The 12,442-nt window shown below is 45.5% G+C and carries 9 protein-coding genes; all 9 read right to left on the minus strand.

Going from position 1 to position 12,442, the window contains the following annotated elements; genetic code table 11:
• Positions 1 to 101: 101 nt before the first annotated feature.
• The 9 genes from rpoC to F0228_RS12955 all read right to left on the minus strand — a co-directional run bounded on the left by rpoC (position 102) and on the right by F0228_RS12955 (position 12,442).
• Positions 102 to 4,304, minus strand: coding sequence for a DNA-directed RNA polymerase subunit beta' (rpoC, locus tag F0228_RS12915; RefSeq protein ID WP_061034323.1), 4,203 nt, complete (start codon positions 4,302 to 4,304; stop codon positions 102 to 104).
• 92 nt (positions 4,305 to 4,396) lie between these two features.
• Positions 4,397 to 8,425 carry a DNA-directed RNA polymerase subunit beta gene (gene rpoB, locus F0228_RS12920; RefSeq protein WP_008224041.1) on the minus strand — a complete coding sequence of 1,343 codons (4,029 nt, stop codon included), beginning with the start codon at positions 8,423 to 8,425 and terminating at the stop codon, positions 4,397 to 4,399.
• Between the two features lie 234 nt (positions 8,426 to 8,659).
• On the minus strand, positions 8,660 to 9,028 hold the full coding sequence (rplL, locus tag F0228_RS12925) for a 50S ribosomal protein L7/L12 (RefSeq protein ID WP_061034324.1): 369 nt from the start codon (positions 9,026 to 9,028) through the stop codon (positions 8,660 to 8,662).
• 57 nt (positions 9,029 to 9,085) lie between these two features.
• Complete coding sequence (gene rplJ / locus F0228_RS12930; RefSeq protein ID WP_004737075.1) at positions 9,086 to 9,580, minus strand: 50S ribosomal protein L10; 495 nt, start codon at positions 9,578 to 9,580, stop codon at positions 9,086 to 9,088.
• Positions 9,581 to 9,818: 238 nt separating this feature from the next.
• The gene (gene rplA, locus F0228_RS12935; protein ID WP_061034325.1) at positions 9,819 to 10,523 is read right to left on the minus strand and encodes a 50S ribosomal protein L1; all 705 of its coding nucleotides are present in this window, start codon (positions 10,521 to 10,523) and stop codon (positions 9,819 to 9,821) included.
• Between the two features lie 4 nt (positions 10,524 to 10,527).
• On the minus strand, positions 10,528 to 10,956 hold the full coding sequence (gene rplK, locus F0228_RS12940; RefSeq protein ID WP_026084318.1) for a 50S ribosomal protein L11: 429 nt from the start codon (positions 10,954 to 10,956) through the stop codon (positions 10,528 to 10,530).
• A 212-nt stretch (positions 10,957 to 11,168) separates the two neighbouring features.
• On the minus strand, positions 11,169 to 11,717 hold the full coding sequence (nusG, locus tag F0228_RS12945; protein ID WP_032549909.1) for a transcription termination/antitermination protein NusG: 549 nt from the start codon (positions 11,715 to 11,717) through the stop codon (positions 11,169 to 11,171).
• Between the two features lie 13 nt (positions 11,718 to 11,730).
• Positions 11,731 to 12,108 (minus strand): preprotein translocase subunit SecE, encoded by a 378-nt coding sequence (secE, locus tag F0228_RS12950; protein ID WP_004737071.1) that lies wholly within the window; start codon positions 12,106 to 12,108, stop codon positions 11,731 to 11,733.
• A 223-nt stretch (positions 12,109 to 12,331) separates the two neighbouring features.
• Positions 12,332 to 12,442 (minus strand): elongation factor Tu, encoded by a 111-nt coding sequence (locus F0228_RS12955; protein WP_010435560.1) that lies wholly within the window; start codon positions 12,440 to 12,442, stop codon positions 12,332 to 12,334.

Here is a 12,442-nt window from a genome sequence, read left to right on the forward strand (position 1 = left end):
GGCTAGCATCAGTAAAAGCAGGCCTAAACCCATACACCAATAACCCAAACGCCAGATACAAAAAAGGCACCCGAAGGTGCCTTTTTGTTATCTCTTAGAGATTACTCTTCTGAAGAGAAACCTGCATTTAGAAGTGCTGCAAGGTTGTCAGTAGCTTGTTCAGCTGATGGACCTTCCTGCTCTTCTTCACGCTTAGCTTGACGCTCTTGGTGGTATGCGAAACCAGTACCAGCTGGAATCAGACGACCAACAATTACGTTCTCTTTCAGACCGCGAAGGTCATCACGCTTACCAGAAACCGCAGCTTCTGTTAGTACGCGAGTCGTTTCTTGGAACGATGCAGCTGAGATGAATGACTCAGTTGCAAGAGACGCTTTAGTAATACCTAGTAGATCACGTTCGAAACGTACTAGTTCTTTACCTTCAGCTTCTAGCTTACGGTTAGCAATCTTCACGTTGTGGTACTCAACTTGTTCGCCAGGTAGGAACTGAGAGTCACCAGAATGTGTGATTGTACACTTACGTAGCATTTGACGAACGATAGTCTCAATGTGCTTATCGTTAATCTTAACGCCTTGTAAGCGGTAAACTTCTTGAACTTCGTTCGCGATGTACTGAGTTACTGCGTGGATACCACGTAGACGCAGGATATCGTGTGGAGTTTCAGGACCGTCGGCGATTACATCACCACGTTCAATCTTCTCACCTTCGAACACGTTCAATTGACGATGCTTAGGAATCATCTCTTCGTAAGTGTCACCACCTTCACGAGTGATTACTAGACGACGCTTACCTTTCGTTTCTTTACCGAAAGACACAGTACCTGTGTGCTCAGCAAGGATCGCAGGCTCTTTTGGCTTACGAGCTTCGAATAGGTCGGCTACGCGTGGTAGACCACCGGTGATATCTTTGTTACCGCCAGATTTCTGAGGGATACGAGATAGTGTGTCACCAATGCCAACTTCAGCGCCATCTTCAATGTTTACAATCGCTTTACCAGGTAGGAAGTAGTGAGCTGGCATTTCAGTACCAGGGATCATTACATCGTTACCTTGCTCGTCAACAAGTTTGATCGCTGGACGCATATCTTTACCTGCTGCTGGACGAGCCGCTGCGTCTGTAACTTCAGAAGAAGAAAGACCAGTTAGATCATCCGTTTGACGAGAAACAGTTACGCCATCGATCATATCAACGAACTGGATGCGACCTGCCACTTCAGTGATGATTGGCATAGTGTGCGCTTCCCAGTTAGCAACAACTTCGCCAGCTTCTACTGCGTCGTTGTCCGCTTTGCTCAGTACAGAACCGTAAGGAAGTTTGTGCTTCTCTTTAGTACGACCGAACTCATCAATAATCGTCATCTCAGATGCACGAGAAGTGATAACTAGCTTCTTGTCTTTGTTGATTACGAACTTAGCGTTGTGAAGTTTCACAGTACCAGTTGTCTTAGCTTGGATGCTGTTCTCTGCTGCTGCAGTAGATGCCGCACCACCGATGTGGAACGTACGCATCGTTAGCTGTGTACCCGGTTCACCGATAGATTGTGCAGCGATAACACCAACTGCTTCACCTTGGTTCACTAGGTGACCACGTGCTAGGTCACGACCGTAACACTGTGCACAACAACCGAAGTCTGCATCACAGGTAACAACAGAACGCACTTTCATGCTATCTACAGAGTTGTCTTCCATGATCTGACACCACTTCTCATCAATCAGAGTATTACGTGGGATCAGTACATCTTCAGTACCAGGCTTAAGAACGTCTTCAGCTACTACACGACCTAGAGCAAGCTCAGAAAGTGCAACTTTAACGTCACCACCTTCAATGTGAGGCATCATGTCGATACCTTCGTGCGTGCCACAGTCATGTTCGTGTACTACAACGTCTTGAGCAACGTCTACTAGACGACGAGTTAGGTAACCCGAGTTCGCTGTTTTCAGTGCCGTATCCGCAAGACCCTTACGAGCACCGTGCGTTGAGATAAAGTACTGAAGGACGTTTAGACCTTCTTTAAAGTTCGCTGTGATCGGCGTTTCGATGATTGAACCATCTGGACGCGCCATCAGACCACGCATACCTGCTAGCTGACGAATCTGAGCTGCAGAACCACGTGCGCCCGAGTCGGCCATCATGTAGATGCTGTTGAACGATTCTTGCTGTTCTTCTTCGCCGTCACGGTTGATAACTGTTTCAGAAGATAGGTTATCCATCATCGCTTTCGCAACGCGGTCATTCGTAGATGCCCAGATATCGATAACTTTGTTGTAACGCTCACCCGCAGTAACAAGACCAGATTGGAATTGCTCTTGGATTTCGCGAACTTCTTCTTCAGCAGATTCAATTTCATCGTATTTCGCTTGAGGTACAACCATATCGTCGATACCTACAGAAACACCTGAAAGTGCAGCGTATGCAAAACCTGCGTACATGATTTGGTCAGCGAATACTACTGTGTCCTTAAGACCAAGCTTACGGTACGCTTCGTTAAGTAGGTTAGAAATTTGCTTCTTACCTAGCTTTTGGTTAACGATGCTGTACGGTAGGCCAGCTGGAACGATTTGCCATAGCATTGCACGGCCAACTGTTGTGTCAACCAGCTTCGTTTCAGTAGTGCTGTTACCATCTTCGTCTACAACGGTCTCAGTGATACGAACTTTAACGCGAGCGTGAAGCTCAGCAGTCTTAGTACGGTATGCCTTCTCAGCCTCTTCAGGGCCAGCAAGGTACATACCTTCGCCTTTCACGTTGATCTTTTCACGAGTCATGTAGTAAAGACCCAATACAACGTCCTGAGAAGGTACGATGATCGGATCACCTGACGCTGGCGACAGAATGTTGTTTGTCGACATCATCAGTGTACGTGCTTCAAGCTGTGCTTCTAGAGTTAGAGGCACGTGTACCGCCATTTGGTCACCATCGAAGTCGGCGTTGTATGCCGCACACACTAGTGGGTGAAGCTGAATCGCTTTACCTTCGATTAGTACTGGTTCAAACGCTTGGATACCTAGACGGTGAAGTGTAGGTGCACGGTTAAGCAGTACTGGGTGTTCGCGGATAACTTCGTCTAGGATATCCCAAACGATAGCTTCTTCGCGCTCTACCATCTTCTTAGCAGCTTTGATTGTCGTAGCCATGCCACGAGTCTCTAGCTTGCTGTAGATGAACGGCTTAAATAGCTCAAGTGCCATCTTCTTAGGAAGACCACACTGATGTAGACGAAGGTATGGACCTACTGTGATTACAGAACGGCCAGAGTAGTCTACACGTTTACCTAGAAGGTTCTGACGGAAACGACCTTGTTTACCCTTGATCATATCAGCAAGAGATTTCAGAGGACGCTTGTTCGAACCTGTGATTGCACGACCACGACGACCGTTATCTAGAAGTGCATCAACAGACTCTTGCAGCATACGCTTTTCGTTACGTACGATGATGTCCGGAGCAGCTAGCTCTAGAAGACGCTTCAAACGGTTGTTACGGTTGATCACACGACGGTAAAGGTCGTTCAGATCTGAAGTCGCAAAACGACCGCCGTCTAGTGGTACTAGAGGACGTAGATCTGGCGGAAGAACCGGAAGTACAGTCAGAATCATCCATTGCGGATCGTTACCCGATGCAATGAACGCTTCAACTAGCTTCAGGCGCTTAGTGATCTTCTTACGCTTAGTTTCAGAGTTAGTTGTTTCCAACTCTTCGCGCATTTCTTCCACTTCTTGATGAAGGTCCATTGTTGCAAGCAGATCTTTGATCGCTTCTGCACCCATCTTAGCAGTGAATTCATCACCCCACTCTTCTAGGCGATCTAGATACTCTTCTTCAGTAAGCATCTGAGATTTTTCTAGATCAGTCATACCTGGTTCAGTTACTACGTACATTTCGAAGTAAAGAACACGTTCGATATCACGTAGAGGGATATCCATTAGTAGACCGATACGAGACGGTAGCGATTTTAGGAACCAGATGTGAGCAACTGGTGAAGCAAGCTCGATGTGGCCCATACGGTCACGACGAACTTTAGTTTGTGTAACTTCTACGCCACACTTCTCACAGATAACACCACGGTGTTTCAGACGCTTGTATTTACCACAAAGACATTCGTAGTCTTTAACTGGACCAAAAATACGCGCACAGAACAGACCATCGCGTTCAGGTTTGAACGTACGATAGTTGATCGTTTCAGGTTTTTTAACTTCACCGAAAGACCATGAACGGATCATGTCTGGTGAAGATAGACCGATTTTGATTGCATCAAATTCTTCGGTCTTATGCTGCGCTTTTAGAAAGTTTAATAAGTCTTTCACAATCAGCTCCTGTAAGGAGTTAAAAGGGGCTCACCCGCAAAAGTGAGCACCTTCAACCAAATAATCTCTTTTCTCTAGAAAGAAAGAAGGGATTACTCTTCGTCTTCTAGCTCGATGTTGATACCTAGCGAGCGAATCTCTTTCAACAGTACGTTGAACGATTCTGGCATGCCAGGTTCCATGCTGTGGTTGCCATCTACGATGTTCTTGTACATCTTAGTACGGCCGTTAACGTCATCCGACTTAACTGTTAGCATTTCTTGAAGCGTGTAAGCAGCACCGTATGCTTCTAGTGCCCATACTTCCATCTCACCGAAACGCTGGCCACCGAACTGAGCTTTACCACCAAGTGGTTGCTGAGTTACTAGGCTGTACGAACCAGTAGAACGAGCGTGCATCTTGTCATCAACAAGGTGGTTCAGTTTCAGCATGTACATGTAACCTACAGTTACAGGACGCTCAAACGAGTCACCAGTACGACCATCAAACAGTTTAAGCTGACCAGATTCTGGCAGATCACCCAGTTTAAGTAGTTCTTTGATTAACGCTTCAGAAGCACCATCGAACACAGGAGTAGCAATCGGTAGACCGCCACGTAGGTTCTTGATCAGTGTACGAACTTGATCATCAGACAGTTCAGCAATATCAACTTTCTGACGAGTATCACCAAGATCATAAACCTTCTGTAGGAACTCACGGAACTTATGAAGTTCTTGTTGTTCCTTAACCATTTGGTTGATCTTGTCACCGATACCTTTCGCTGCCAGACCTAAGTGTACTTCTAGGATCTGACCGATGTTCATACGCGATGGTACACCCAGTGGGTTAAGTACGATGTCTACAGGCTGACCTTTCTCATCGTATGGCATGTCTTCAACAGGGTTAATCTTAGAGATTACACCTTTGTTACCGTGACGACCCGCCATCTTATCACCAGGCTGGATACGACGTTTAACCGCTAGGTAAACTTTAACAATCTTAAGAACGCCAGGCGCTAGATCATCACCTTGAGTGATCTTACGACGCTTAGTTTCAAACTTCTTATCGAAGTCTGCTTTTAGCTCATCCCACTGCTCAGCAAGTTGCTCAAGCTGTGTTTGTAGCGCATCGTCTTCTAGAACTTGCTCTAGCCATTGCTTACGACCGATCGTATCAAGCTTAGCTTCAGAGTAACCACCAGACAGAAGTACAGCTTTAACACGGTTAAGAAGGCCACCCTCAAGAATTTGGAACTCTTCAGTTAGGTCTTTCTTCGCTTCTTTAAGCTGCATCTGTTCGATTTCAAGTGCACGCTTGTCTTTCTCTACGCCATCGCGAGTGAAGACTTGTACATCGATGATAGTACCCGAAACAGAGTTTGGTACACGTAGAGAAGTATCTTTAACATCAGATGCTTTCTCACCGAAGATTGCACGCAGTAGCTTCTCTTCAGGAGTCAGTTGAGTTTCACCTTTAGGTGTTACTTTACCAACTAGGATGTCGCCACCCTTAACTTCAGCACCAATGTAAACGATACCTGACTCGTCTAGTTTAGACAGAGCAGACTCACCTACGTTTGGAATATCAGCTGTGATCTCTTCAGAGCCCAGCTTAGTATCACGAGCCACACAAGATAGTTCTTGGATGTGGATTGTCGTGAAACGGTCTTCTTGAACTACGCGCTCAGATACTAAGATCGAGTCTTCGAAGTTGTAACCGTTCCAAGGCATGAACGCGATACGCATGTTTTGACCAAGTGCTAGCTCACCAAGGTCTGTTGAAGGACCGTCAGCTAGTACGTCGCCACGTGATACAGGTTCACCTGGAAGCACGGTAGGACGTTGGTTGATACATGTGTTCTGGTTTGAACGCGTGTACTTAGTTAGGTTGTAGATGTCGATACCAGCTTCGCCAGGTACTAGTTCATCTTCGTTAACCTTAACTACGATACGAGAAGCGTCCACAGACTGAATCATACCGCCACGTTTAGCAACCGCCGTAACACCAGAGTCAACTGCGATGTTACGTTCGATACCAGTACCTACTAGAGGCTTATCAGCCTTAAGTGTTGGTACCGCTTGACGTTGCATGTTCGCACCCATCAATGCACGGTTCGCATCATCGTGTTCTAGGAACGGGATAAGCGATGCAGCGATAGATACTACTTGGTTTGTCGCAACGTCCATGTAGTCAACGTGGTCGCGAGGGTGAAGACCAGATTCACCTTTTTGACGAGCAGTGATTAGCTCATCTGCGAACGTACCTTCTTCAGTAAGAACGGTGTTCGCCTGCGCGATTACAAATTGACCTTCTTGGATTGCAGACAGGTAATCAACTTCGTCTGTTACTACGCCATCTACTACACGACGGTACGGAGTTTCTAGGAAACCGTAATCGTTACAACGTGCAAATGCAGACAGTGAGTTAATTAGACCGATGTTTGGACCTTCAGGCGTTTCGATCGGACATAGACGACCGTAGTGAGTTACGTGAACGTCACGTACTTCGAAGCCTGCGCGCTCACGAGTAAGACCACCAGGACCTAAAGCAGAGATACGACGCTTGTGCGTAACTTCTGACAATGGGTTGTTTTGGTCCATGAACTGTGAAAGCTGTGAAGAGCCAAAGAATTCTTTAACTGCAGCAGAGATAGGCTTAGCGTTGATTAGATCTTGAGGCATGATTGCATCAAGGTCACCAAGGCTTAGACGCTCTTTAACGGCACGTTCTACACGAACTAGACCAACACGGAATTGGTTTTCTGCCATTTCACCTACAGAACGGATACGACGGTTGCCAAGGTGGTCGATATCGTCCACTTCGCCTTTACCGTTACGGATGCCGATCAGTTTCTTCATCACTTCGATGATGTCTGATTCATCCAGAGTACCGCGCTCTTCTTCTTCTTCACGCTCGATAGAGCTGTTGAACTTCATACGGCCTACAGTTGATAGATCGTAGCGTTCTTCTGAGAAGAATAGGCTTTCGAATAGAGACTCTGCAGCTTCTTTCGTTGGTGGCTCGCCAGGACGCATCATGCGGTAGATTTCTACCAATGCAGAGATGCGATCTACTGTGCTATCTGCACGTAGAGTGTCTGACATGAATGGACCATGGTCTAGGTCATTCGTGAACAGTACTTCTAGAGCTTTGTGACCTGCTTGAGATAGGTTAGCAAGTGCCTCTAGGCTGATCTCTTGGTTCGCGCCAACGATGATCTCGCCAGTTGCTTCGTTGATGTAATCTTTAGATGCAACTTTACCAACGATGTACTCTACAGGTACTTCGATGTGCTCAACGCCATCTTTCTCAAGTTGACGGATGTGGCGAGCAGTAACACGACGACCAGTCTCAACGTAAACTTTACCGTTTGCTTCGATGTCGAATGACGCAGTTTCACCACGTAGACGATCAGGAACCAACTCCATAAGAAGAGTTTGGTCTTTCACTTCGAAGTTCACCTTGTCGAAGAACAGATCTAGGATCTCTTCAGTTGACTTACCTAGTGCACGAAGGATGATTGAAGCTGGTAGCTTACGACGACGGTCGATACGTACGAATAAGTTATCCTTAGGATCGAACTCAAAGTCTAACCATGAGCCACGGTAAGGAATTACACGTGCGTTATAAAGAACTTTACCAGATGAGTGGGTCTTACCCTTATCACTGTCGAAGAACACGCCTGGGCTTCGGTGCAGCTGGGATACGATAACCCTCTCGGTACCATTAATTACGAAAGTACCATTGTCTGTCATAAGCGGAATTTCGCCCATGTAGACTTCTTGTTCTTTAATGTCTTTTACAGTACCTGCTGGCGCATCTCGATCAAAGATAACTAGACGTAGTTTAACGCGTAGTGGCTTTGAGTAAGTTACACCACGGATTTGACATTCTTTAACATCAAAAACTGGCTCACCAAGACGGTAGCTAACGTATTGCAGCTCAGAATTGCCGTTGTAGCTCTGAATTGGGAATACAGAACGAAAAGCAGCCTCAAGACCGTATTGACCTTCTGGATCCTGTTCGATGAATTTATCGAAAGAATCAAGCTGGATCGATAACAGGTATGGAATGTCCAAAACTTGTGGACGAGTACCAAAGTCCTTACGGATGCGCTTTTTCTCGGTATAAGAGTAAACCATGGGGTTCCTCAGCTCGCTGATAAGTGACCCAAACTACCCAAAACACTCCTCAGAGGGGGTAGTGACTAACAGCTGTTTAATGTAGTGAACAATCATATCGAAAACATGACTGTTTTTTTGCTCGGGTTATGACGCTTAAACAGCGGAAAATTCGTCATAGCCCTACAGCGCAAAAAGGCCGGTGGTTAAATAACCACCAGCCATTAGCCTTGCGGCTAAGAAATTAAGTAATAATTACTTAACTTCAACAGAAGCGCCAGCTTCTTCTAGCTGTGCTTTAAGAGCTTCAGCTTCAGCTTTGTCAACGCCTTCTTTTAGAGGTGCTGGAGCTGAGTCTACAAGACCTTTAGCTTCTTTAAGACCTAGGCCAGTTGCGCCACGTACAGCTTTGATAACTTGTACTTTGTTAGAACCAGCAGAAGTTAGGATAACGTCGAATTCAGTTTGCTCAGCAGCAGCGTCGCCGCCAGCAGCGCCACCAGCTACAACTGCAGCAGCAGCTGATACGCCGAATTTCTCTTCCATAGCTTCGATAAGCTCAACAACTTGCATTACAGACATTTCTGCAACTGCGTCTAGGATTTGCTCGTTAGTAATAGACATAACAATTCTCTTTTAAGTCAACAATAAGTTTAATTTGCAACCAGTGAAAAGCAAGGCTTAAGCCGCTGCTTCTTCTTTTTGGTCACGTAGTGCAGCGATAGTACGAACCAGCTTGCCAGCAGAAGCTTCTTTCATGCACATCATTAGGCGTGCGATAGCTTCGTCGTAAGTTGGTAGTGTCGCTAGTACTTCAGCATCAGTAACTGCGCCTTCAAATGCAGCAGCTTTGATCTCGAAATCTTTGTTCTCTTTAGCGAAGTCTTTGAAAAGACGCGCTGCAGCACCTGGGTGCTCGTTAGAGAACGCGATCAGAGTTGGACCAGTGAAAGTGTCAGTTAGACACTCGTAGTCTGTACCCTGAACCGCACGGCGTGCTAGTGTGTTACGAACAACTTTCATGTAAACACCCGCTTCGCGAGCTTGTTTACGTAGAGAAGTCATTGCGCCAACTTCAACGCCACGAGAATCAGCTACAACTGCAGAAAGTGCACCATTAGCTGCTTCGTTGACTTCAGCAACAATTGCTTTTTTGTCTTGAAGATTTAAAGCCATTTGGATTAACCTCTGGTTGTGATTACAGCACCCATTACAGTGTGTAATGAGCGTTTACGATGCTAATAAATATGAATCACTTCATTTAAATTAGGCACCGCCTACGTAGGTTTTATTAAGCTGTAGCTCCGAAAAGTACAGCGCCTACGGTCTTGGGATAGATAATTTGAATTGCTTCAAATCACCCAACCACAAATATTAGGCGCAGAAGTATACACTAAATCTGCGCCTAAGCAAATTAGTTTGCTTGAGTGTTCAGGCTAGCCTGATCAACAGCAACACCAGCACCCATAGTAGTAGAGATGCTTACTTTCTTCAGGAAAGTACCTTTCGCTGAAGAAGGCTTAGCTTTCTTAAGAGCAACTAGAAGAGCTTCTAGGTTCTCTTGAAGCTGGTTAGCTTCGAAAGATGCTTTGCCGATAGTAGTGTGGATGATGCCGTTCTTGTCGTTACGGTAACGAACCTGACCAGCTTTAGCGTTCTTAACCGCTTCAGCAACGTTAGGAGTTACAGTACCAACTTTAGGGTTTGGCATAAGGCCGCGTGGACCTAGGATAGTACCTAGTTGACCAACAACACGCATTGCATCTGGAGATGCAACAACAACGTCGAAGTTCATTTCGCCTTTCTTCACTTGCTCAGCAAGATCTTCCATACCAACAACATCTGCGCCAGCTGCTTTAGCTGCTTCTGCGTTTGCACCTTGAGTGAACACAGCAACGCGGATTTCACGGCCAGTACCGTGAGGTAGCACAGTTGCGCCACGAACGTTTTGGTCAGATTTACGAGCATCGATGCCTAGGTTAACAGCAACGTCTACAGACTCAACGAATTTAGCAGTCGCTAGTTCTTTAAGAAGTGCAACAGCTTCGTTGATTTCGTATTCTTTAGTCGCGTCAACTTTGTCGCGGATTACGCGCATACGCTTAGTAAGTTTTGCCATCTTATTAACCCTCTACCACTAGGCCCATTGAACGAGCAGTACCAGCGATTGAACGCTTCATTGCTTCGATGTCAGCACCAGTCATATCAGCAGCTTTAGTTTCTGCGATTTCTTGGATTTGAGCGTCAGTTACAGTACCCACTTTTTCAGTGTTTGGACGACCTGAACCAGACTTAACGCCAGCAGCTTTCTTAAGAAGAACAGCAGCAGGTGGAGTCTTAGTTACGAACGTGAAAGAACGGTCGTTGTATACAGTAATAACTACTGGAGTCGGTAGACCTTTCTCAACAGATTCTGTTTTTGCGTTGAACGCTTTACAGAATTCCATGATGTTAACACCGTGTTGACCTAGAGCAGGACCAACCGGTGGCGACGGGTTTGCCATACCAGCTGCAACTTGCAGTTTGATATAAGCTTCAACTTTCTTAGCCATGATATTTCCTAATATTTGGGTACATGCGCTAGCCGTAAGGCAAGCTCCCCATAAATTCAATTAACGCTTTTTACTTCCATAGAAGCAAAAAGGCGCGAAATTATAATCATAATTCGCGCCTTTAACAACCCTAAAAAGGTGATTTTTTATACTCTTTTATTTTGAACAAGTTGCTAATAAGTTATCCACAACTTAGTTCAATTAATCGAGTCTTAGTCCAGTTTTTCAACCTGACCAAATTCAAGCTCAACCGGTGTTGCACGACCAAAGATCGATACAGATACCTTAATGCGGCTCTTCTCGTAATCTACTTCTTCAACAGTACCGTTGAAGTCAGCAAATGGACCATCGTTAACACGAACCACTTCACCTGCTTCGAACATAGTCTTAGGACGTGGAGCTTCGCTCGCTTTCTCTAGACGGTTCAAGATAGCATCAGCTTCTTTATCAGTGATTGGTGCTGGACGATCAGAGGTACCACCAATGAAGCCCATAACACGCGGAATGCTGCGTACTAAGTGCCATGATTCATCATTCATGATCATTTGAACTAATACGTAGCCAGGGAAGAATTTACGTTCACTTTTACGACGTTGTCCAGCACGCATTTCCACTACTTCTTCAGTAGGTACTAGCACATCGCCAAATAGTTCTTCCATGTTGTGCATTTTAATATGCTCGCGTAGCGATTGTGCAACACGACCTTCAAAACCAGAAAAGGCTTGAACTACATACCAACGTTTTTTTGGAGCTTCACTCATGAATCAGAACCCTCTACACCCCAGTCGCTAGAGAAACTAAACGGACCATAATGCCGTCAATTCCCCAAAGCACTAGAGACATAACAATACATACAGCTAAAACGATCAATGTAGTTTGCATAGTTTCTTGGCGAGTAGGCCAAACCACTTTACGAATCTCCATGCGAGATTCTTTTGCAAAATCGATCGCAGCTTTACCTTTAGTTGTTGTTGCTGCAACGCCTAGTGCGGCAGCAATCAGCACAACTACACCTGCAGCGCGAATTACAACAGACAATTCACCATACAGGTAATTACCCACAACAGCAGCGGCTAACAGTACAAAAGCGACTACCCACTTCATTGTATCTGCTGCACTTGAGCTATCAGGAGTTTCAGCGTTTGCTTTCATAAAACCAACCTGTGATAAGTCTTAAATATAGACGACAATAACCCCGCTGTTGCAGGGCACATTCCTTTGCGTTGCAGAACAACACATCTAACAGTCATTTTAGTCAAAAAGACTGTTTAATTCTTTACTAAGAGCTGAAATTGATGCCAATTCGTTCAACTCTTTTTTTAGCGCAGAAAAAGGGCATCAAATGATGCCCTTTTTACTAGTGGTTCGTCAAATCTTATGCAAAGATTTTAGCTACAACACCAGCACCTACAGTACGGCCACCTTCACGGATAGCGAAACGTAGGCCTTCGTCCATTGCGATTGGAGCGATTAGCTCAACAGTCAT

Origin of the sequence: Vibrio sp. 99K-1 (assembly GCF_013114585.1) — a bacterium.
In the GTDB taxonomy this organism is placed as follows: domain Bacteria; phylum Pseudomonadota; class Gammaproteobacteria; order Enterobacterales; family Vibrionaceae; genus Vibrio; species Vibrio chagasii_B.

Coding starts and splice junctions, on each gene's coding strand:
- rpoB (WP_008224041.1), bottom strand. CDS start 8,425: ATGGTTTACTCTTATACCGAGAAAAAGCGCATCCGTAAGGACTTTGGT.
- rplL (WP_061034324.1), bottom strand. CDS start 9,028: ATGTCTATTACTAACGAGCAAATCCTAGACGCAGTTGCAGAAATGTCT.
- rplJ (WP_004737075.1), bottom strand. CDS start 9,580: ATGGCTTTAAATCTTCAAGACAAAAAAGCAATTGTTGCTGAAGTCAAC.
- rplA (WP_061034325.1), bottom strand. CDS start 10,523: ATGGCAAAACTTACTAAGCGTATGCGCGTAATCCGCGACAAAGTTGAC.
- rplK (WP_026084318.1), bottom strand. CDS start 10,956: ATGGCTAAGAAAGTTGAAGCTTATATCAAACTGCAAGTTGCAGCTGGT.
- nusG (WP_032549909.1), bottom strand. CDS start 11,717: ATGAGTGAAGCTCCAAAAAAACGTTGGTATGTAGTTCAAGCCTTTTCT.
- secE (WP_004737071.1), bottom strand. CDS start 12,108: ATGAAAGCAAACGCTGAAACTCCTGATAGCTCAAGTGCAGCAGATACA.
- F0228_RS12955 (WP_010435560.1), bottom strand. CDS start 12,442: ATGACTGTTGAGCTAATCGCTCCAATCGCAATGGACGAAGGCCTACGT.